This is a genomic window from Janthinobacterium sp. SUN118 (assembly GCF_030397695.1).
GTDB lineage: Bacteria > Pseudomonadota > Gammaproteobacteria > Burkholderiales > Burkholderiaceae_D > Janthinobacterium.
In genome coordinates, this window is the sequence record NZ_JAPUBV010000001.1 from 1,207,934 (window position 1) to 1,227,785 (window position 19,852).

The following is a 19,852-nucleotide window of genomic DNA, read 5'->3' on the forward strand; positions in this document are numbered from 1 at the left end:
GAGGCGACACATGAGCAAGAGCGCGCTGGCGCAGCGCATCGACGCGTGGTTTTCCGGACGCAGCTGGACGGTGTTTCCATTCCAGCGCGCCGTCTGGCGCACCGCCGCGCAGGGCAGCTCGGGTTTGCTGCACGCCAGCACGGGCTCCGGCAAGACGTACGCCGTGTGGTTCGGCGCCTTGCTGCGCGCCGAGCGGCTGCAAGGCCGGGGCGGAAAACAGGGCCGCAAGCAGGGCTTGCGCGTGCTGTGGATCACGCCCATGCGCGCGCTGGCGGCCGACACCGTGCGCGCGCTGCAGGCTTCGGGCGCCGATCTTGCTCCCGGCTGGCGCATCGAGGCGCGCACGGGCGATACCAGCGCCGCACAGCGGGCCCGCCAGGCGAAAGCCTGGCCCGAGGTGCTCGTGACGACGCCGGAAAGCCTGTCGTTGATGCTGAGCCAGGCGGATGCCCAGGCACGTTTTGGCTTGCTGGAAACGGTGATCGTCGACGAGTGGCACGAATTGATGGGCAGCAAGCGCGGCGTGCAGGTGCAGCTGGCGCTGGCCCGCTTGCGCCGCTGGAACGCAGCCGTGATGACGTGGGGGCTGTCGGCCACCCTGGGCAATCTGCGCCAGGCACAGGACGTGCTGCTGGGGGAGGAAAACGACGGCGTGCTGGTCGAAGGCAAGGTGCGCAAGCGCATCGTCGTCGACAGCTTGATCCCCGTCCATCCCACGCGCTTTCCCTGGGGCGGCCACCTGGGCCTGCAGATGCTGCAGCCGCTGATCGCCGAGATCGAGGGCAGCGCCACCACCCTGGTGTTTACCAACACGCGTTCGCAGGCGGAACTGTGGTACCAGCACCTGCTCGATGCGCGGCCCGACTGGGCGGGTCTGATCGCCCTGCACCACGGCTCGCTGGACCGCGCGGTGCGCGAATGGGTCGAGCAGCACCTGAAGACGGGAGCGCTGAAAGCCGTGGTCTGCACGTCCAGCCTGGACCTGGGCGTGGATTTCCTGCCCGTCGAGCGGGTGCTGCAAGTGGGCAGCGCGAAGGGCATCGCGCGCCTGGTGCAGCGGGCCGGGCGCAGCGGCCACGCGCCGGGGCGCATCTCGCGCGTGACCCTGGTGCCCACCAACAGCCTGGAATTGCTGGAAGCGGCCGGCGCCCGCGCGGCGCTGGCGCAGGGCCAGCTCGAGGCGCGGCCGGTGCCGGACAGGCCGCTCGACGTGCTGGTGCAGCACCTGGTGACGGTGGCGCTCGGCGGCGGTTTTCGCGCGCTTGAACTGTATGCGGAAGTGCGCGCGGCCTGGTCGTACCGCCACTTGAGCCCGGACGAGTGGCAATGGGCGCTCGATTTCGTCGCGCGCGGCGGGCAAAGCCTCACCGCGTACCCGGAATACCGGCGCGTGCTGCCCGACGACGACGGCGTGTACCGCGTGCCGGATGCGGCGCTGGCGCGGCGCCACCGCATGGCCATCGGCACCATCGTGTCGGAAGCGGCGATCCAGGTCAAGTTCATGAGCGGCGGGCGGATCGGCAGCATCGAGGAATCGTTCATTGCGCGCCTGAAGCAGGGCGATCATTTTTTGTTTGGCGGACGCATCCTGGAATTCGTGCGCGTGCACGAGATGACGGCCTATGTGCGGCGCGCCACGGGCAGCCGCGGCGCCGTGCCGCGCTGGCAGGGCGGCAAGATGCCGCTGTCGTCGGAACTGGCGCACGCCGTGCTGGACCAGCTGCAACTGGCGCAGCAGGGCCGCGCCAGCGGGCCGGAAATGCGCGCGCTGGCGCCGCTGCTGGCCATCCAGGCGCGCTGGTCCGCCCTGCCCACGCGCGCCACCCTGCTGGTGGAAACCCTGGCCAGCCGCGAGGGCCGGCATTTGTTCGTGTATCCGTTCGCGGGCCGCTCCGTGCATCTGGGCCTGGCGTCGCTGCTGGCCTACCGCATCGCCCGCGTGCAGCCGGCCACGTTTTCCATCGCCGTCAACGACTACGGCCTGGAGCTGCTGTGCGCCGGCGAGCCCGATTATGCGCCGCTGTTCGACGCGTCCACGGGTGCCGGGCTGGCCCTGTTCAGCACCGACCATCTGCTGGAAGACGTGCTGGCCAGCCTGAACGCGACAGAACTGTCGCAGCGGCGCTTCCGTGAAATCGCGCGCATCGCCGGCCTCGTGTTCCAGGGCTATCCGGGCCAGCCGAAAAGCGCGCGCCAGCTGCAGGCGTCGTCGTCGCTGTTCTTTGAAGTGTTCCGCAAGCACGATGCGGCCAATTTGCTGCTGAGCCAGGCGCAGCGCGAAGTGCTGGAGCAGGAGCTGGAACTGACGCGGCTGCGCGCCACCCTGCAGGAGCTGCAGGGCAGGCGGATCAGCCTGCAAGCGCTGGAACGGGCTACGCCGTTTGCCTTCGGCCTGATGGTCGAGCGCTTCCGCGAACAGCTGACGACGGAAAAATTGTCGGACCGCGTGGCGCGCCTGGTGAGCGCGCTGGAAAAGGCGGCCGCATGAACGGCCAGCGGCAAGCGCATTGCGCGGTGGAGCTGGCGGGCGAGAGCCTCTGGCTGCTGGCGCACAAGGCCATGTATTGGCCGGCGCGCAAGATGCTGGTCGTGGCCGACATCCATTTCGGCAAGGCGGCCGCCTTCCGCGCGCTGGGCGTGCCGGTGCCGCGTGGCACCACGACGCAAAACCTGCGGGCGCTCGACGCCTTGCTGGCCGCCCATGCCTGCGAGGAAATCGTCTTTCTCGGCGACTTCCTGCATGCGCGCGCCGCCCACGCGGCGGCCACCGTGGCGGCCATGCAGGCGTGGCGCGCGCGCCATCCGCGCTTGCGCCTGACCCTGGTGCGCGGCAACCACGATGTGCATGCGGGCGACCCGGCCTCCGCGCTGCGCATCCGCATGGTGGATGAGCCGCATACCGTGGGCGCCTTGTCCTTTTGCCACCATCCGGACACCGTGGCGCCCGGCTATGTGCTGGCCGGCCACGTGCATCCCGTATTTCATCTGCGCGCGGCAGCAGGTGGCCTGCGCCTGCCGTGTTTCCTGCTGGGGCCATCGCGCGCCATCCTGCCGTCGTTTGGCGCGTTTACCGGGGGCCACGCCGTGCGGCCGGGCGCCGGCGAGAGCGTCTACGTGACGGCCGACACGGCGATTTTCCGCATTCCGCCATGACCTGATGCGGCATGATACTTGTGGTATTTATTTTGATGTAACTGCGCCACCGGGGGCGGGACTCATCCTACATCAGCGCTTGCCATCCTCCTATTTCTTGCGGCCCATGTGCGCACTAAGATGAGGATTCCCTTGCCATGCGAGGGGACGAATTGCATGGTTTGCACTGTTTTCCGGTTCTATCGATCAAGGAGATCATCATGGCCACATCGAGCGACAATAAACAGCAAGGTAGTAAAAGCGGCAGCGCCAGCAGTGGCGGCAACAAGCAAAGCGATACCAGCAAACGCGGCTTCGCTTCCATGGACCCCGCCCAGCAGCGTGAAATCGCCAGCGAAGGCGGACGGGCCGCGCATGAAAAAGGCACGGCGCATGAATTCACGTCGGAAGAGGCGCGCCGCGCGGGCAGCCAAAGCCATAAAAATGACGCGAACCGGCAAAGCGCCGCCAGTTCGGGAGGCTCGCGCGACAACGCCAGCATGAACCAGGAGGGTAACCGCGACAACGCCAGCAAGCAAAGTGGCGGTGCCGGCTCAAGTTCCGGTTCCGGCTCGCGCAACAAATAGGCAGGCTAAATAGGCAGGCTTTATGGCGTCGTGAGCATGGCTGGCGGGAAGCAGGCATTTCCGCCGGCCGTTACGCATGCGTCTGCATTTTCCTGCATTTTTCGGCAGTGGGAAAATTTTGATGCAATGCAGCAGGCATGGACTATGATGAAATAGCTGCGCTGCCAAGCAGGTTTGTCGCCGGGTCCGCAGCCCACTCGCAGGCAACTCTCAGGGAGAAAATGATGGGCAATGCCAACACGCCGCATCCGGGCAACAGCCAGGGCGGCACGCCGTCCACGGCGGGCAGCAAGCAAAGCACGACGGTCGACGCTGCCGAAAGCTTTGTGCTGGTCGATAGCGAGCAGGGCCTTGATATCGGCGACGATCTGTTTTCCATCGGCGAGGTGCGGCGCGCCGACCGCTTGCCGCATCACCAGTCCGGCGTGGCTGGCCAGAACCGGCAGAGCGCCGATGATGCGCCCGACACGACGGGCAGTACCGGCGTCTGAGCTTCCCGCCCATCTTTTAACTGTCGGACCATCCCCGCTGGGCCAGCCGCAAGACGTGTTCGCGCACGTCGGCTGGCCACTCCTGCACGCAGACAAGGAAGGCGGGCTGCCGGCCCGCGAACAGGGCGCGGCTTGCTTCCTCGAATCCTGCCGCGTCGCCGGCCAGCGCGCTCATGAACTTGTAGGCCGCTTCGCGCGCCTGGCGCTGTTCATCGGCCGCCTTGTTGTCGCGCTGCGCGTGCTCCACCAGCTTGCGCAAGGCCACGGAAGCGCCGCCCGGTTGCGTCGCCAGCCATTCCCAGTGGCGCGGCAGCAAGGTGATTTCGCGCGCCACCACGCCCAGCTTCGGCCGGCCCGCCGTGCGCGCAGGAACGGGCGCCTGGTCTTCCTGCGCCGGCGTCTCGATGCGCGGCTGGGGCAAGCGCTGCAATACCTGTTCCAGGCTGCCATGCAGGTTCAAGTCCACCTGGCTGCCCGTGGCGTCGTCGAAAATCAGGATTTGCGCGGCGGGGTCGCGCGTGACCCATTCTTTCAACAGGCGCGCCACCGCATGCAAGGGGCCGGCGGCCACCTTGTGTTTGCCGGCAAAGGCGGTCAGTTGAGCGGGTGCGTGCATGTCTGGTCTCCAGTGGGTGAACATGCAGGTAATTTTACCCGGATTAAATTGAGTTAATAACACCCGGGTAAAATATTTTTACTGCGTTCCGCTACAGGTCGATGCGGCCATGTTCTCCCAAGTCCTTCGGCGTCTCCCCCGTGATGGCGGCCTTGGCCATCTCGAAGAATTGCGTCATCTTGCTGGCGCTGCTATCCCAGTACTCGGCCGACTGTATCGTCACCTTGATCAGCGACAGCTTCGGATCGTCGAGTCCGCCCGGGAACCACGCTTTCACCAGCGGGCTCCACAGCTCTTCCGCCTTGGCGCGGTCCTTCAGCAATTCCGCATGGCCGCAGACGGACACGTACAGGCTGTCGCCCGTGTCGACGAAGCTGACATTGACTTGCGGGTTGTTCAGCAAGTCGCGCGTATAAGCGGCCTCGTCTGAAACGAAAAACCAGATCCGGCCCTCGCCGTCGACCTGCTGCTGCGTCAGTGGCCGGCTGGTGAGAGTGCGCGTGTCGTCGCTGGTGGTGAGCATGCCGAACTTGACGCTCTTGATCTTGTCGGCGATGCTGGCCAGTTGTTCGCTGGAATACTGTGGCATGGTGTGCTCCCGTCGTGGTTGTCCTGAACAACAGCATAGGTGGACCCCGCGAATGGCTCTGTACGGCAGCTTACGTAGTGGGCGCGCTTTGTTTCAAAGCTGTTACAAAACGCTGCCCTTGCGCCGGCTCCCATGTATTGACTTAATAAATGATAATCATTATCATTTGTTGGATACTTTGCGCATGGACTCTGATTGAAGGATGGGAATGAAGCACAATGACTTGTCGCGCCACCTGGCGCGCTCCTTGCCGGGAGCGGTCCATGGCTAACGCGGGCGCCGCAGACAAGGCCAGGAACAATGCCAGCCGCGCCGTCTGGCTGAAGAATTTGCACCAATGGCACTGGATCAGCTCGGCGCTGTGCCTGCTGGGCATGTTTCTGTTCGCCATCACCGGCATCACCCTCAATCACGCCGGCCAGATCGAAGCCAAGCCGGCGATCACGCGGCAGAAGGCCGCATTGCCGGCGCCGCTGGTCACGGAACTGGCAGCGTATGCCGCCAAGCACGATGGCGCCAACGCCCCGATGCCCGCCGCCGCCGAAACCTGGCTCAAGCAGCAGTGGTCGCTCAACGCGGGCGGCCGTCCCGCCGAATGGAGCATCGATGAAGTGTATCTGCCGCTGCCCAAGGCGGGCGGCGACGCCTGGGTGCGCATCGGCCTGGAAGATGGCGCCGCCGAATATGAATTGACGGACCGGGGCTGGGTGTCCTGGCTCAACGACGTCCACAAGGGCCGCAACACGGGCGTGGCCTGGAGCTGGTTCATCGACATCTTTGCCGCCGCCTGCATCGTGTTTTGCCTGACCGGCTTGCTGATTTTGAAGTTCCATGCGGCCAACCGGCCATTTACCTGGCCGATGGTTGGCCTCGGTATCCTGATACCCTGCGCGATCGCCTTGCTGTTTATCCACTGATCGTTTTTATCCTTACTTTTTACAGGCACACCATGAAATTACGCTACTCCCTGGCGCTTGGCCTTCCCCTGATCGGCACTTCGGCGATGGCGGCCGACCTGGCCCTCAAGATTGAAATCCCACAACTGAACGTGGCCGAGTACCATCGTCCTTACGTGGCGGCCTGGCTGGAAACGGCCGACCAGAAGGTGGTTGGCAACCTGGCCGTGTTGTATGACGTGAAAAAGAAGGACAAGGCCGGTGAAAAGTGGCTGAAGGACATGCGTCAATGGTGGCGCAAGAGCGGCCGTGACCTGGCCATGCCTGTCGACGGCGTCAGCGGCGCCACGCGCGCGCCCGGCGAACATACCCTGACCTTCCCCGGCGCGAAAGCCCTGCTCGACAAGCTGCCGGCCGGTGAGTACCAGTTGGTGGTGGAAGCGGCGCGCGAAGCGGGCGGACGCGAACTGGTGCGCGTGCCGTTCCAGTGGCCCGTGAAGGCAGCCCTGGCCGTGCCTGCCAAGGGCAAGGAAGAACTCGCTAATGTCGTCGTCCAACTCAAACCATAAAGGCGCACCATCATGTTGAAACAACTGAACAAGCCATTGCTCGCGCTGGCCCTGGCCGGCCTGGCCATGAACGCCCACGCCCACCGCGGCTGGATGGTGCCATCGAGCACGATGGTGGAAAGCAAGGACGCCTGGGTGACGGTGGATGCCGCCGTCTCCGACGGCCTGTTCGAGATCGACCACCAGCCGCTGCGCCTGGACGCGCTGCAAGTCATCGGCCCGGACGGCGCGAAAGTGGCGCCGGCGAACACCGTCACGGGCCGTCTGCGCAGCGTCTTCGATGTCAAGATGGAAAAGCCGGGCACCTACAAGGCGGCCATCGTGTCGCAGAACGTGATGGCCAGCTACAAGCAAAATGGCGAACAGAAGCGCTTCCGCGGCAACGAGGAAACCTTCAAGAAAGACTTGCCGGCCGATGCGCAAGACGTGAAAGTCACGCGCACGGCAGCGCGCCTGGAAACCTTCTTCAGCAATGGCGAAACCAGCACGGAAGTATTCAAGCCGACGGGCGTGGGCCTGGAATTCGTGCCGGTCACCCATCCGAACGACTTGCGCGCGGGCGAGAAAGCCACGTGGCGTTTCCTGGTCGACGGCAAGCCGGCGGCGAATCAGGCGTTCAGCCTCGTGCCAGGCGGCGTGCGCTATCGCGGCGTGCTCGGCGAAATCCGCCAGAGTACGGATGCCAAGGGCGAAATCACTTTCACCGTGCCGGCCGCCGGCATGTATTACCTGAGCAGCACCTGGCCTGCAGCCGCTCCGGCAGCCGCCGGCCAGGCGCCAGCCATGCCCGAGCGCCGCATGACGTACGCGGCTACCGTGGAAGTGCTGCCGCAGTAAGCGGCGGTATCTTCGCGAGCGAGAGCGCCGATGCGCCGGGTCCTGCTGCCGCAGCATATTTCCGATCAGCTGGCGCCGCCCGGCGCCGCGATCCGGGATCTGCGCGGCCTGTCGATGGGCACCAGCTGGTCGGTGCGCCTGGTCGATGCCGCCATGCCGGGACGTGCCGGCAGCGCCGACTTGCAGCAGGGCTTGCAGCAGCAGCTGGATCTGGTCGTCGCGCAAATGAGCCACTGGAGCGAAGACTCGGACCTGGGCCGCTTCAACCGGGCCGAGCCGGGCAGCTGGCACAGCCTGCCCGCCGCCTTTTGCGAGGTGCTGGAGTTTGCCATGCAGGTGGCGCAGGCATCCGGCGGCGCCTACGATCCGTGCGCGGGCGCCCTCGTCAACCTGTGGGGCTTCGGCCCCAGCCACCGCTACGACGAGCCCGGTTTTCTTCCCCCCAAGCACGATACCGTCGCCTTGCTGCAGTCGCAGCGCCAGCGGCGCCGCCTGGAGCTGGACTTGCCGGCCCGCCGCGCGCGCCAGCCCGGCGGCTTGCAGCTGGATTTGTCGGCCATCGCCAAGGGCTATGGCGTGGACCGCCTGGCCCGCTACCTCGACAGCCAGGGCATCGGCCATTACCTGGTGGAAGTGGGCGGCGAGCTGCGCGGCGCCGGCAGCAAGCCCGACGGCCAGCCGTGGTGGGTCATGCTGGAACAGGTCGATGGCGCCGAGGCGGGACAGCAGCCGGCGGAAATGATGCTGGCGCTGCATGGCCTGTCGGTGGCGACCTCGGGCGACTACCGGCGTTTCTTCCAGGACGGCACGGCGCGCTTTTCGCATACGATCGACCCGCGCAGCGGCATGCCGATCGCCAATCAACTCGCTTCCGTTACCGTCGTGCATGCGCAATGCATGGCGGCCGATGCCTGGTCGACGGCCCTGACCGTGCTGGGTGCCGAGGCCGGCATGGCGCTGGCCGAGGAACAGGGCCTGGCCGCGCGCTTCCTGCAGCGCGACGGGCGCGGCTACCGCGAATTTTTGAGCAGCCACATGCTGGCCATGCTCGACGAATGAACAGTTTATTTCCATGATTTTTACGCACGATACGACGCGGCTGGCCTTGCTGGCCGCCCTGTCCCTCAGTTACGCGGGCGTCTGTCTGGCGCCGTGGCTGCGCGCGCGCGCCCGGCGCCGCGCATCCGATGCCGCCAGGGCCGCGCTGGCCAACAACCGTCCCTGGCTGGTGGCGTATGCGAGCCAGACGGGCAATGCCGAGGAACTGGCCACGCAAACGGCGCACAGCCTGCAACTGGCCGGCATCCCCGTGCGCCTGTGCGCGCTGGCCGAACTGACGGCCATTGATCTGCAACAAGCGGAACGGGCCTTGTTCCTAGTCAGCACCTATGGCGAAGGCGATGCCCCCGACAATGCGGCCGCCTTCATGGGGCGCCTGATGACGGGCGAGCTGGCGCTGCCGCAATTGCATTACGCCGTGCTGGCCCTGGGCGACCGCAGTTATGGCCATTTCTGCGGCTTTGGCCGCGCGCTCGAAGCCTGGCTGGCGGCGCAGGGCGCGGCGCGCCTGTTCGAACGCATCGAGGTCGACCGCAGCGCCAGCGCCGCCATCGAGCAATGGTTCCAGCACCTGAGCCACCTGGCCGGCACCAGCGATGCGCCGGACTGGAGCGCCCCCGCCTTCGGCGACTGGCGCCTGACGCACAGGCGCTTGCTCAACCCGGGCAGCGCCGGCGGCGCCATCTATCACGTGGAGCTGGCGCCGGCCGCAGGCAGCTTGCCGGAATGGCAGTCGGGCGACCTGGTGCAGGTGGCCGCGCCGCTCGAGCCGTCGCAGCCGCGCGAATATTCGATCGCCTCGGTCCCGCGCGATGGCGGCGTGCACCTGCTGGTGCGCCAGCATGCGCATCCGGACGGCAGCCTGGGCCTGGCGTCGGGCTGGCTGACGGCGCAGGCGGCCATCGGCGACGTGGTGCAGCTGCGCCTGCGCCAGCACCGGCGTTTCCGCCTGGAAGACAATGCCCGGCGCCCCCTGATACTGATCGGCAATGGCAGCGGCATCGCCGGCTTGCGCGGCCACCTGAAAAGCCGCGTGCTGGCGGGCCAGCGGCGCAATTGGCTGATCTTTGGCGAGCGCAACGCGGCCCACGATTTCCATTACCGTGAAGAAATTGAACGCTGGCATGCGAGCGGCGATCTGCCGCGCCTGGACCTGGCGTTTTCGCGCGACCAGGCCGAGCGGACCTACGTGCAGGACCTCCTGCGCGGCAATGCCGACGAAGTCAGGCTCTGGCTGGAGCAGGGCGCCGCCATCTACATCTGCGGCAGCCTGGCCGGCATGGCGGGCGGCGTCGACCAGGCGCTGCAAGAAATGCTGGGCCGGCCCGCGCTCGACGCGCTGGCGGCCGAAGGGCGCTACCGGCGCGACGTCTACTGATTTTTTTCCGGCGCCAGCGCGTTCGCGCGCAGGCGGCTATGATGGCTGTTTCACCCAGGGAGTACCATCATGAGCGAGAGTATCTACGACATTCCCTTGCGCCGCATCAATGGCGAAGCCAGCAGCCTGGACGCGTATCGCGGCAAGGTCGTGCTGGTGGTCAACGTGGCTTCCGCCTGCGGCCTGACGCCGCAGTATGCGGGGCTGGAAAAACTGTATGAAGACAAACAGGCCGACGGCCTCGTGGTGGCCGGTTTTCCCGCCAATGAATTCGGCGCGCAGGAGCCGGGCGGCAACGACGAGATCGCTGACTTTTGCCGTGGCACCTTCGGCGTGCAATTTCCCATGTTTGAAAAGATCGTCGTCAAGGGCCCGGGCCAGCATCCGCTGTACCAGCGCCTGGTGCAGGAGCAGCCGCGCGCGCAGGAAAAGCCGGGCAGCGATTTCCGCGCCAAGCTGGCTGGCTACGGCATCACGCAGGAGCAGCCGGACGACGTGCTGTGGAACTTCGAGAAGTTCTTGATCAGCAAGGAGGGCAAGGTGGTGGGGCGTTTCGCGCCCGACACCACGGTCGACGACGCACTGCTGCGCGACGCCATCGAGCGCGAGCTGCAGGCATAGCGGCGCTGCGGGCGGCATGCGCCGCCCGTGGCTGGTCTTACTCGGCAGCGTCCAGCGCGGCCGGTTCCATCTCGCCGCTCACTTCCTGCAAGCCGCGCGCCAGGCTGGAGATGCTGGGGTTGTCGATGAAGACGCAGCGCTTGCCCGTGCGCTTGCAGTAATCCTTCACGCGCCAGTAGGCGCTGTGGCTGATGCAGCCGGTCTGGCAAATCACCAGGTCGGCCGCCGCCAGGCTCGAATCGAGCAGGTTGGCATTGTCTTCCAGGCCGCCGTCGTGGTGGGCGAACTGCGCGCCGACGCGTTCGATCAGGGCGCGGTAGGTGGCGACATTGCCGCTGCGTCCACCTACGCACAGCACGCTTTGATCGACGAGGCGGATCGGCATCTTCAGCTTGCCGCCCGTGGGCACTTCCAGCTTCGGTGCCGGCGGCGGCGCGGCGGCGCCCGGGCGCGGCTGGGCCTGCTTCAATTCCGTGATTTGCTGGCGCAATTCCTTTTCGCGCTCATCCATCTGCGCCAGGCGCTCGACCAGGCGCGTGCGCGATTCCAGCGCCGGGATGGCCGCCTGCAATTGCGTCAGTTCGGCGCGCAAGCCGTCGATCACGCTATCCTTGCCGATCGATTCGGCCCGCGTGCGCAGCAGCACGGCTTCCTGGCGTTCCAGGTCGCCCGTCTTTTCCAGCAGCATGGCCTGGCTGCGCTGTTGCAGCTTGGCCAGTTCGTGCGTCAGGCGTGTATTTTCTTCCTGCAAGGCCGTAAATTTGCCCATGTCGGCGCGCACGCAGGCGCCGGCCTGGTGCTGGATCATGTGCAGGTCGCGGCACATCTGCTCTTCCAGCTCGGCGTCGCAGCGCGGGTGCGTCAGGCCCGCCCAGAAGGCGCCCGACACGTCGCCATTGGCGACGGCCGTGCGCCACAGCTGGGCCACCTGTTCCGTCGTCTTGGCGCCGCGAAAGCGCAGGATCACGGGAGCGTAGCGGCGTTCGAGTTCCTTTTGCAGCGCTTCCGACAGGCGGTTGCGCGCGCCGCATTCCGTCACGGCGCCCACGTGCACTTCGTAATCGTCGGCCAGCACGCGCCCGCCCGTCATTTTGCCGACCAGCTTGCGCAAGTAACCGAGCGGCAAGCCGACGCCGACCAGCGGGCAATGGCAGGTATGCGACAGTTCCCACAGCCGCCGGCGGCGTGAGGCGAGCGCGGCCGTATCGGCCTCGCCGCTGGAACAATTGCTGATGACTGGCAGGGACTTGTCTTTGTCACACATGGCGATATCCTGTTGGGCGGTGGAGATGGTGTTTACTGCGGCAGCGGCGAAGCGGGGCGCTTGGCGCTCAGCATGCGTGCCAGTCGTTCGAGGAGCGTGCTTTTCGGTGGCATGGGCCGCTGCAGCGCGACGAGCGCGGCCCATTGTTGCGACAGTTGCTGGCAAGTGGCTTGCAGCACCGGCCCCAGGTCGGGCAGGCCGGACAGCACTTGCAGATGGCGTTCGATCACGGACGCCAGTTGCGGACACGGCGCCTGTCCGGCGCTGCCCGCATGGTAATGCGACATCAGGTGCAGCACGGCCGACAGCATCAACTCAGGCTGTTGCCCATTCACGGCAGAAAACTTCGAAGAAGGTCGGTCGGTCGCCATCAAACGCTCCTGTGCGGTGGTTTGGCTGGCTGGCGCCCACGAAGGGCACGACTGGCTAGCGAGTGTGGTGGCTGGCTGCGGTGCTGGATCAGGCAGTCAGGATCAGCTTGTTCAATTGGGTGACGCGCAGGCGGTAAATCTTGCCGCTGTGTTCAATCTCCACTTCGCGGCCCTGTTGCAGCAGCGCTTCGCTGGTGATGCGGCGCGCCGGCTGCGCCACGCTGACGGGAGGGCGGACGTGGGCGCTGGCGGCATCCTGGATCAAGGCTGGTTTTGAGCTTTGCATGTTGGGCTTTCTTTGTCTCAGTTGAGAATGATTCGTATTTGCATTATTGTTGAATGTGGCCCGAAAAGCAAGGCTTATTTGTGGCGAATCCGCGCTTTTTTAGTGCGGCATGGCACGCAAGTTCATTGCGCAGTAGAAATGCTGGCGCGGCTGCGCTGCAGGGGAGGCGCCCGGAAGGCGCGTGCGGGGAGGGCGGCAAAAAAGACCCGGAACGGCGTTGCACGCCGCAGCCGGGTCAAGCCTGTGCCAAGCTTGAAGAAAGAGGGATGGTCCTATCTCAAATGGTGGCCAGCAATTGCGCCGAGACGTCGGCCGCGGCGGCCGTGTCGGCCTTGAGCTTGGCGGCGGCCAGCTGCTTGGCGCGCGAGCGCGAGGGCGGCAGGCGGCGCAGGGTTTTCAGCGCTTCCGGGTCCTTGATGCCGATGGTGCGCTGGTCGACGGTGATCAGGCCGATCTCGTTGAAGGCGGACAGGGTGCGGCTGACCGTTTCCAGCGTCAGGCCCAGGTAGCTGCCGATTTCATGGCGCGTCATGCGCAGGTTGAACAGTTTGCTCGAATAACCCATCTGCGCGAAGCGGTCGGCCAGCGAGACGAGGAAGCGGGCCACGCGCGCCTCGGCGCTGAGGGCGCCCAGCATGCCGATCATGGCCTGTTCGCGCACCAGTTCGCGGCTCATCACGCCGTACATGACGTTTTCCAGCTCCATGTGGACACGGCCCAGCGCCGTGAGTTTCTTGAATGGCAGCAGGATCAGGTCGCAGTCGGACAGGGCCACGGCTTCCGAGGAATAGTGGCGCGAGTGGATGCCGTCGACGCCCAGCATGTCGCCTTTCATGGGAAAGCTCAGTACCTGTTCATTGCCGAACTCATCGATGAGGACGGTTTTCAGGAAGCCCGAGTTGACGATATACAGGGTGTCGAACGGCTGGCCGATCGTGTGCACGCGCTGCCCCGTCTTGAATTGCACGTGCTGGAACAGCAGCTCGTCGGCGGCGATGGTGCAGGCGCTGGAGATATGCAGCAGATCGCATACCTCCTTCAGGTTCGACCACAGCCGCCCCTGGCGCTGGCGTCCCGCTTCCATCGGGGTCGATGGGGCCAGCGGCGACGAGGCAGGGCGGGTTTCAGACGTGTGCGTGGACAGCATGTTCATCTCCTGGTGACAGGTAGTTCAGAGTTGAATGACGGAGTGCGCCAGGGCGGCGGGCACGGCGCGAGGGTCTGCGGCGCGCGTCCTGGCAGTTAATGCTCAATTCGCTGAAGACTTGCTGTGTGATGAAATAACTTCCCAGCAACTTGATTACTGGTTTCAGTATGCCAACAAGCGTATGGAATTCATATCAGCAGTGGCTGAATATGGCGGTAGGAGCTGCGGTAGGGGAAGTAGGATTGTTCCTACAGTTGCCGGCGGTGGCGCGCCGCCGGCCGAGACCGGCTGTCAAGTCTTGAAGGGGGACAGCAGCCGGTGGGCCACCGCGTATTGCACCATTTCTGATAAGGAACTCATGCCCATCTTTTGCATGATGCGTGTCTTGTGCGTGCTGACCGTCTTCACGCTCAGGTGCAGGTTGTTGGCGATCTCGGTGATCGACTTGCCTGCCACCAGCAGGGAAAACACTTCGAATTCGCGGTCCGACAGCTGTTTGTGCAACAAGCTTTCATTCGGCATCATGATGTTGAGCACCAGCTGCTCGGCCACCTCGGCGCTGATGTAGGGGCGCCCCGATGCCACCTTGTGGATGGCGCCCACCAGCTGCGTGCCCGCGCTTTCCTTGGTCAGATAGCCTTGCGCGCCGGCGCGGATGGCGCGCACCGCATATTGCTCTTCCTCGTGCATGGTGAGGATGAGGATGGCCAGCTTCGGCGCTTCGCTGCGGATCTGGCGGATCAGGTCGACGCCGCTGCGGCCAGGCATCGACAGGTCGAGCAGCAGCAGGTCGAAGCCGCCCTGGCGCACATGGTTGAGTACTTCAAAGCCATCGATGGCTTCGCCCACGATGTCGATGTCCGGCGCGCCGTCGAGGATGCGCTTCAATCCTTCGCGCATGATGGTGTGGTCGTCGGCAATCACAATGCGTATCATAGGCGGGCAATCTGGAAGCGTGCAATCTGCTGTGTCCGTTACCGGACAGTCAAATGTTAAGAAACGAGAAATATTGTCATATTAACTGAAAATGGCTGCGGGCTTGCCCTTTTCTCAAGCTGCCGGTGCGCAGCCTCTCCCTGTCATGGGACTCCTCATTTGGGCTGCGGTTCCTTGATCAGCCTGTGCACCAGCACGGGCAGCTTCGAATGCGACAGCACCTTGTTGGTCACGCTGCCCAGCAGCAACTGGCCCCAGCCGCTGCGGCCGTGCGAGCCCATGAAGATCAGGTCGCAGTGCTGGAGTTGCGCCACTTCCACGATTTTCAGGGCAGGACTGTCGGAAAAGGCCGTCAGGCCCGTCGCCTCCAGGCCCCGCTTGGCGGCCGCATCGAGGATCGGCTGCCAGTGGTCGGCGCCCGCCTTGCGCATGGCGATGCGGTATTCCTCTTCGCTGGGATAGCTGGGCGGGATGATTTCGATGTACACGGGATACTGGTATTCCGGCGCCACGTACACGGCGAGGATGTCGGCGTGCATCTGTTCGGCAAAGGCGACACCGGCGCAGGCGGTCAGGTTGGAGACGGTGGAACCGTCCGTGGCGATCAGAATTTTCTTATACATGGCAGCTCCTTTGGCGGTGGACCAGCGCGCGCGACGCCTCTTATTGTAGACGCGGCGACAGCATTGTTTTCATGTAAAGACTTGATAATTGTCAATACTCTTGCACCTTCAGTATAGACAACATTGATAGAAAGATCGTGTTTTTGGCCGCGCAGGCTGTGGCGCGCGTGGCGCGCGGGCCAGGATTTCTCGCGCGATGCGTGGTCTTGCCTGCACGCCAATGGTAGTATTTCAAAATACAACAGCAGGAACACTTATTTCCTGGTGGAAAAGCTCTTGCAGGCCCGCTTTGCACCAGGAAGCGCGTTTTGAGATTTACCAACAGGGCGGCGCCCTGCTACACTCGCACCATCGCAGCGGTATTGCCTCAAATCATCTTAATCGAGAAATTGCGGGTATCAGTCTGTAAAACGCACAGTTCAGGCGGAATTTTGACAAATTATGGAGAAGCAGGGATATGACCAACGCCGCTGATGATTTCGATGCATTATTCGATGAAGTATCTGCGCAAAGCGCGGCCGCGGCCCAGCCCGCGCCTGCCGCCGCGCCCGCCCCCGCCGTGATCGCGGATGACGATTTCGACGCGCTGTTCGACGCCGTTTCGGCCAGCGCCGCCGTGCCGGCCCCGGCTGCCGTCGCCGCGCCTGCCGTGGAAGCGGCCGCCGCGCCGGCAGCGCCAGAGGCGCCCGCCGCAGCTGGCGAAGCCGCCGACCCTGTCGACCAGTCCGACAAGCCGATGTTCGAGCGCCTGGGCGGCATCGTGCGCCTGTTGCACGATTCGTTGCGCGAACTGGGCTACGACAAGGCGCTGACGGAAGCGTCGTCGCAGATCGTCGACGCGCAGGACCGCCTGGAATACGTGGCCACGCTCACCGAGCAGGCGGCCAACAAGGTCCTCAACACGCTCGACGAAGGCATGCCGGCGCAGGATGTGCTGTCGAAGAAGGCCAAGGACATGGACAGCCGCTGGACGGCCCTGTTCGACGGCAAGCTGAGCCTGGAAGAATTCAAGGCCCTGGCCGGCGACTCGCGCCAGTTCGCGCAAGCCGTTGCCGAGGCGACGGAAGCGGAAAAAGCGCGCCTGCTGGAAATCATGATGGCCCAGGACTTCCAGGACATCACGGGCCAGCTGATCAAAAAAGTGGTGAACATCACCAAGACGGTGGAGCACGAGCTGGCGCAGTTGCTGCGCGACAACGCGCCGGCCGAAGTGCGCGAGAAACTCGCGCAGAAGCAGGACGCGCCGCTGATGCAGGGCCCTTCCGTGCCGTCGGTGGCGCTGGACCAGGATAATGTAGACGACCTTCTTGCGGATTTGGGATTCTAATGGACGATATGCTCAAGGATTTCGTCGTCGAGGCGATGGATCTTGCGGTTAATGTTGAAGAGCACTTATTGCGTCTCGAGCGCGATCCGGACAACAAGGAAACACTGAATGCCGTGTTTCGTTCTTTCCACACCATCAAGGGCGGCGCCGGTTTCATGGGCTTGCCTGCGCTGGTGGCGGCTTGCCATCTGACGGAAAACCTGTTCGACGCGCTGCGCACGGGCGCCGCGCCGGTGACCCCCATCGCCATCGAGGCGGCGCTGCAGGCATCCGGCTTCGTTGCCGACCAGCTGACGGAACTGGCGAACGGCGCCGCGCCGGAAAGCCTGCCGGCCATGCCGGAAGAGCTCGAACACATCCTCACCAACGCCATCGAAGGCAAGGGCATGGACGCGCCAGCGCCTGCCGCCGCCGTGGTGGTGGAAGCCGTCGTGGCCGAAGTGATCGTGGCCGCGCCTGCCGCTGCTGCCGCCACAGCCAGCGCCGATGGCCTGGACTGGGAAGGCATGTATAACGCCGTCGTGCCGGAAGGCAGCCAGCTGGCCGCCGCGCCGGCCCCGGTCGCCGCTGCCGTTACTGCCGCTGTTGCCGCCGCGCCTGCCGCTGCGGCCGCCGCCAAGCCGGCCGGCAAGAACTGGGATGGCGTGGACCGCCGCGAAGAGCGTCCCGACGTGCGCCACGCCGCGCCCGTCAAGGAAGACAGCATCCGCGTCGACGCCGTCAAGCTCGACGCGCTGCTGGAAGTGGCCGGCGAATCCGTGCAGGCCGCCAACCAGGCTGCCGTGCTGCTCGAGCGCCTGCTGCAATTCAAGTTCGAAGGCCAGGCCGCCACCCTGATGGCGACGCTGGCGGAAACTTTGGAACGCGCGTCGCGCTACTCGACGGAACTGCAGCGCGCCACCCTGGCCACGCGCATGCAGCCCGTGGGCCGGCTGTTCCAGAAATTCCCGCGCCTGGTGCGCGAACTGGCGAAGGACCTGGGCAAGGATGTCGAGCTGACCATCGAGGGCGCGGAGACGGAAGTCGACCGCGTGGTGGTCGACAGCCTGTACGATCCGCTCGTGCACATGCTGCGCAACTCGCTCGACCACGGCGTCGAATCGCCGGAAGCGCGCCTGGCCGCCGGCAAGCCCGCCAAGTCGTATATCTCGCTGAAAGCATGGCAGGAAGCCAACAGCGTGATGATCGTGCTGCAGGATGACGGCAAGGGCATGGACCCGGTCTTCCTGCGCAGCAAGGCCCAGCAAAAGGGCCTGATCAGCGAAAACGCGCAATTGAGCAACGATGAATGCTTCCAGCTGGTGTTCCTGCCGGGCTTCTCGACCAAGGAAGTCGCGTCCAGCGTCTCCGGCCGTGGCGTCGGCATGGACGTGGTGAAGACGGCCGTGGAGAAAAACCGCGGCGCCATCCACATCGAGTCGGCGCTGGGCAAGGGCACCAAGTTCGCCATCCGCCTGCCGATCGAGCTGTCGATCGTGCCGACCATGCTCGTCTCCACCTCGGGCGCCGCGCTGGCGCTGCCGATGGCGGTGGTGCAGCGCGTCGTCGAGTTGCCGGAAACCTTCATGGAAGTGGGCGGCGCGCCCGTGCTGAAGGACCAGGGGCGTCCATTGCCCGTGCGTTCGCTGGCCGGCGCTCTGGGCTACGAGTCGTGCAGCGAGCGCGTCGGCATTGTCGTCGCCGCGCCGCAGCCGTACATCCTCGCCGTGGAAGCCGTCGATGGCACGGCCGACCTCGTGATCAAGCCGATGACGGCCATCACCGTGGAAGGCATCACGGGCACGGCCCGCTCGGCCGAAGGCGAGCTGGTGCTGGTCGTCGGCCTGTCGTTCCTGATGGATGGTTGCCGGGGCAGTGTCCGCTTGGCGGCCTGAGGACGGCTGACAATATCGTTGTACCCATGAGTAAGCCCGCTACGTGTAGCGGGCTTTTTTCATGGCGCCAGCGGCGTCACATGTTATCCGGACGTAATGTGCCGCCTTCCAGCCAGCGCTGCACGCGCACGATTTCCTGGGCGCGCGCAGCCTCGTCCTTTGGCGGCGGCAAATAGATGTCGGGCATGATGCCGCCCAGGTCCACCTGCAGCTGCGGCAAGCGGGCCGAGCGTGAGGTGGCGTATTGCAGCTGGCGCACGCCGGACGGCAGCGCGTGCAGGCGCAGGTTGGAATAGTCGAGTGCGCCATGGCTGTTACGGCCGATCAATTTCACGTGAAAACTTTGCCGCGCCGCCAGCAGGAATTCCTCGCAGGAACTGGCGCAGTCGCGGTCGATCAGCACGGCCACGCGCACGGGCCGGCGTGGCTCCGGCGTGTCCTGGCGCGCGTAGCTGACGACGTCGTCGCCGTTCTGCGCCACATACTCGCCCGGCTTGACGGAGCGCATCTGTGTCACGGCCTGAGCCGCAAAGTCGGCGCACGCCTTGTCGCCCGGCGCCAGCAAGGCGCAGACGCACTCTTGCCCCGCGATATTGGCCGGCGTGGACAGCCATTCGGCGCCCAGTCTGACCGTTTCGTCCGAGCTGATCCATTGCAGCAGCGGCGCATACGTGCCGTCGCTGCCGCCGCCGTTGCGGCGCACGTCGAGGATCCAGTTGGGGCGTGACGCCAGCGCCGCGCGGTGGGTGTCGAGCAGGGTGGCCACGGCAGTCCGGTAGCGGCCGTGGAAGCTGGGCAAGTTCAGCAGCACGGTATTGTCGGACAAGACTTGCAGCGACGGTTCCTTCGATGGCGCAGGCTGTCCCGGCGCGGCAGGCTGGGCGGGGGATGGCTTGGCCACGTCCTGCGCGCTGCCGCCTTTCACGTGCAGATGGCCTTTGCGCCACATGCCCACATAATTTTCCAGGATGGCATCGCAGGCCTTGGCGTCGGCGGCAGTGGCCGCCGCCGTGCTTGCCGTGGCCAGCGCCAGGTCGAAATACGCCTGCCCTTTTTGTGCCAGGTGGGCGCGTGCGCCCGTATCGTTTTCCAGCAGGAAAGGTGGGATGGCGCGCAAATCCTGCACGCACAGTTCGCCCGGCGTGGCCGCCGCCGCATGCGCGTTGGCCAGGGTGAGGGCGGCCAGCGCCCAGGAATGCAGTTTCATTCAGGTCCCCATCGGATGTGGACGCGTGCGGGTGCGCGCGCC

General features: G+C 65.3%; 21 protein-coding genes. 12 read left to right on the plus strand and 9 right to left on the minus strand.

Translation table 11 applies throughout. The features are described 5' to 3' along the window. Positions 1-10 precede the first annotated feature (10 nt). From O0880_RS05490 to O0880_RS05505, 4 genes are all read left to right on the plus strand, one after another. Entirely contained in the window at positions 11-2,488 is a 2,478-nt protein-coding gene (locus O0880_RS05490) for a ligase-associated DNA damage response DEXH box helicase (protein WP_289885510.1), read from the plus strand. Then, positions 2,485-3,153: a ligase-associated DNA damage response endonuclease PdeM gene (gene pdeM / locus O0880_RS05495; protein ID WP_289885511.1), complete on the plus strand. Its 669-nt coding sequence runs from the start codon at positions 2,485-2,487 to the stop codon at positions 3,151-3,153. The genes O0880_RS05490 and pdeM overlap by 4 nt, the downstream gene beginning before the upstream one ends. Before the next feature lie 200 nt (positions 3,154-3,353). Continuing rightward, positions 3,354-3,719 (plus strand): KGG domain-containing protein, encoded by a 366-nt coding sequence (locus O0880_RS05500; RefSeq protein ID WP_289885513.1) that lies wholly within the window; start codon positions 3,354-3,356, stop codon positions 3,717-3,719. Between the two features lie 221 nt (positions 3,720-3,940). Next, on the plus strand, positions 3,941-4,210 hold the full coding sequence (locus O0880_RS05505) for a hypothetical protein (protein ID WP_289885516.1): 270 nt from the start codon (positions 3,941-3,943) through the stop codon (positions 4,208-4,210). Positions 4,211-4,226: 16 nt separating this feature from the next. On the opposite strand, the gene O0880_RS05510 is transcribed toward O0880_RS05505, so the two are convergent. Both O0880_RS05510 and O0880_RS05515 read right to left on the minus strand, forming a co-directional pair. Beyond that, positions 4,227-4,826, minus strand: coding sequence for a DUF2239 family protein (locus O0880_RS05510; RefSeq protein ID WP_289885517.1), 600 nt, complete (start codon positions 4,824-4,826; stop codon positions 4,227-4,229). 91 nt (positions 4,827-4,917) lie between these two features. Next, a complete protein-coding gene (locus O0880_RS05515) occupies positions 4,918-5,415 on the minus strand; it encodes a pyridoxamine 5'-phosphate oxidase family protein (protein ID WP_289885519.1) in 498 nt (165 codons plus the stop codon). A gap of 263 nt (positions 5,416-5,678) precedes the next feature. On the opposite strand from O0880_RS05515, the gene O0880_RS05520 reads away from it, so the two are divergent. From O0880_RS05520 to O0880_RS05545, 6 genes are all read left to right on the plus strand, one after another. Further along, a complete protein-coding gene (locus O0880_RS05520) occupies positions 5,679-6,332 on the plus strand; it encodes a PepSY-associated TM helix domain-containing protein (RefSeq protein WP_289885520.1) in 654 nt (217 codons plus the stop codon). 32 nt (positions 6,333-6,364) lie between these two features. Continuing rightward, positions 6,365-6,880, plus strand: a complete 516-nt coding sequence (locus O0880_RS05525; protein WP_071322526.1) for a DUF2271 domain-containing protein — start codon at positions 6,365-6,367, stop codon at positions 6,878-6,880. A 12-nt stretch (positions 6,881-6,892) separates the two neighbouring features. After that, the gene (locus tag O0880_RS05530; RefSeq protein WP_071322527.1) at positions 6,893-7,717 is read left to right on the plus strand and encodes a DUF4198 domain-containing protein; all 825 of its coding nucleotides are present in this window, start codon (positions 6,893-6,895) and stop codon (positions 7,715-7,717) included. Between the two features lie 30 nt (positions 7,718-7,747). Then, a complete protein-coding gene (locus tag O0880_RS05535; RefSeq protein WP_289885521.1) occupies positions 7,748-8,776 on the plus strand; it encodes an FAD:protein FMN transferase in 1,029 nt (342 codons plus the stop codon). 13 nt (positions 8,777-8,789) lie between these two features. After that, a complete protein-coding gene (locus O0880_RS05540) occupies positions 8,790-10,154 on the plus strand; it encodes a sulfite reductase subunit alpha (protein WP_289885522.1) in 1,365 nt (454 codons plus the stop codon). Between the two features lie 69 nt (positions 10,155-10,223). Beyond that, positions 10,224-10,775 carry a glutathione peroxidase gene (locus O0880_RS05545; protein ID WP_071322530.1) on the plus strand — a complete coding sequence of 184 codons (552 nt, stop codon included), beginning with the start codon at positions 10,224-10,226 and terminating at the stop codon, positions 10,773-10,775. A gap of 37 nt (positions 10,776-10,812) precedes the next feature. On the opposite strand, the gene O0880_RS05550 is transcribed toward O0880_RS05545, so the two are convergent. The 6 genes from O0880_RS05550 to O0880_RS05575 all read right to left on the minus strand — a co-directional run bounded on the left by O0880_RS05550 (position 10,813) and on the right by O0880_RS05575 (position 15,402). Further along, a complete protein-coding gene (locus O0880_RS05550) occupies positions 10,813-12,039 on the minus strand; it encodes a DUF2325 domain-containing protein (protein WP_289885523.1) in 1,227 nt (408 codons plus the stop codon). A gap of 32 nt (positions 12,040-12,071) precedes the next feature. After that, positions 12,072-12,410 (minus strand): hypothetical protein, encoded by a 339-nt coding sequence (locus O0880_RS05555; protein WP_289885524.1) that lies wholly within the window; start codon positions 12,408-12,410, stop codon positions 12,072-12,074. Positions 12,411-12,498: 88 nt separating this feature from the next. Continuing rightward, on the minus strand, positions 12,499-12,696 hold the full coding sequence (locus O0880_RS05560) for a hemin uptake protein HemP (protein ID WP_071322532.1): 198 nt from the start codon (positions 12,694-12,696) through the stop codon (positions 12,499-12,501). Between the two features lie 277 nt (positions 12,697-12,973). Next, positions 12,974-13,780 carry a helix-turn-helix domain-containing protein gene (locus tag O0880_RS05565; RefSeq protein WP_071326277.1) on the minus strand — a complete coding sequence of 269 codons (807 nt, stop codon included), beginning with the start codon at positions 13,778-13,780 and terminating at the stop codon, positions 12,974-12,976. Between the two features lie 354 nt (positions 13,781-14,134). After that, positions 14,135-14,779 (minus strand): response regulator transcription factor, encoded by a 645-nt coding sequence (locus O0880_RS05570; protein ID WP_034750556.1) that lies wholly within the window; start codon positions 14,777-14,779, stop codon positions 14,135-14,137. 155 nt (positions 14,780-14,934) lie between these two features. Further along, positions 14,935-15,402: a universal stress protein gene (locus O0880_RS05575; protein ID WP_289885525.1), complete on the minus strand. Its 468-nt coding sequence runs from the start codon at positions 15,400-15,402 to the stop codon at positions 14,935-14,937. Positions 15,403-15,859: 457 nt separating this feature from the next. Between O0880_RS05575 and O0880_RS05580 the strand changes: the two genes are divergently transcribed. Both O0880_RS05580 and O0880_RS05585 read left to right on the plus strand, forming a co-directional pair. Further along, a complete protein-coding gene (locus O0880_RS05580) occupies positions 15,860-16,729 on the plus strand; it encodes a protein phosphatase CheZ (RefSeq protein WP_071322534.1) in 870 nt (289 codons plus the stop codon). Further along, positions 16,729-18,603, plus strand: a complete 1,875-nt coding sequence (locus O0880_RS05585) for a chemotaxis protein CheA (protein WP_071322535.1) — start codon at positions 16,729-16,731, stop codon at positions 18,601-18,603. Before O0880_RS05580 ends, O0880_RS05585 begins: the two co-directional genes overlap by 1 nt. A gap of 76 nt (positions 18,604-18,679) precedes the next feature. Here O0880_RS05585 and O0880_RS05590 read toward each other — a convergent pair whose 3' ends face one another. Next, positions 18,680-19,810, minus strand: coding sequence for a S41 family peptidase (locus O0880_RS05590; RefSeq protein WP_289885527.1), 1,131 nt, complete (start codon positions 19,808-19,810; stop codon positions 18,680-18,682). Positions 19,811-19,852: the final 42 nt, after the last annotated feature.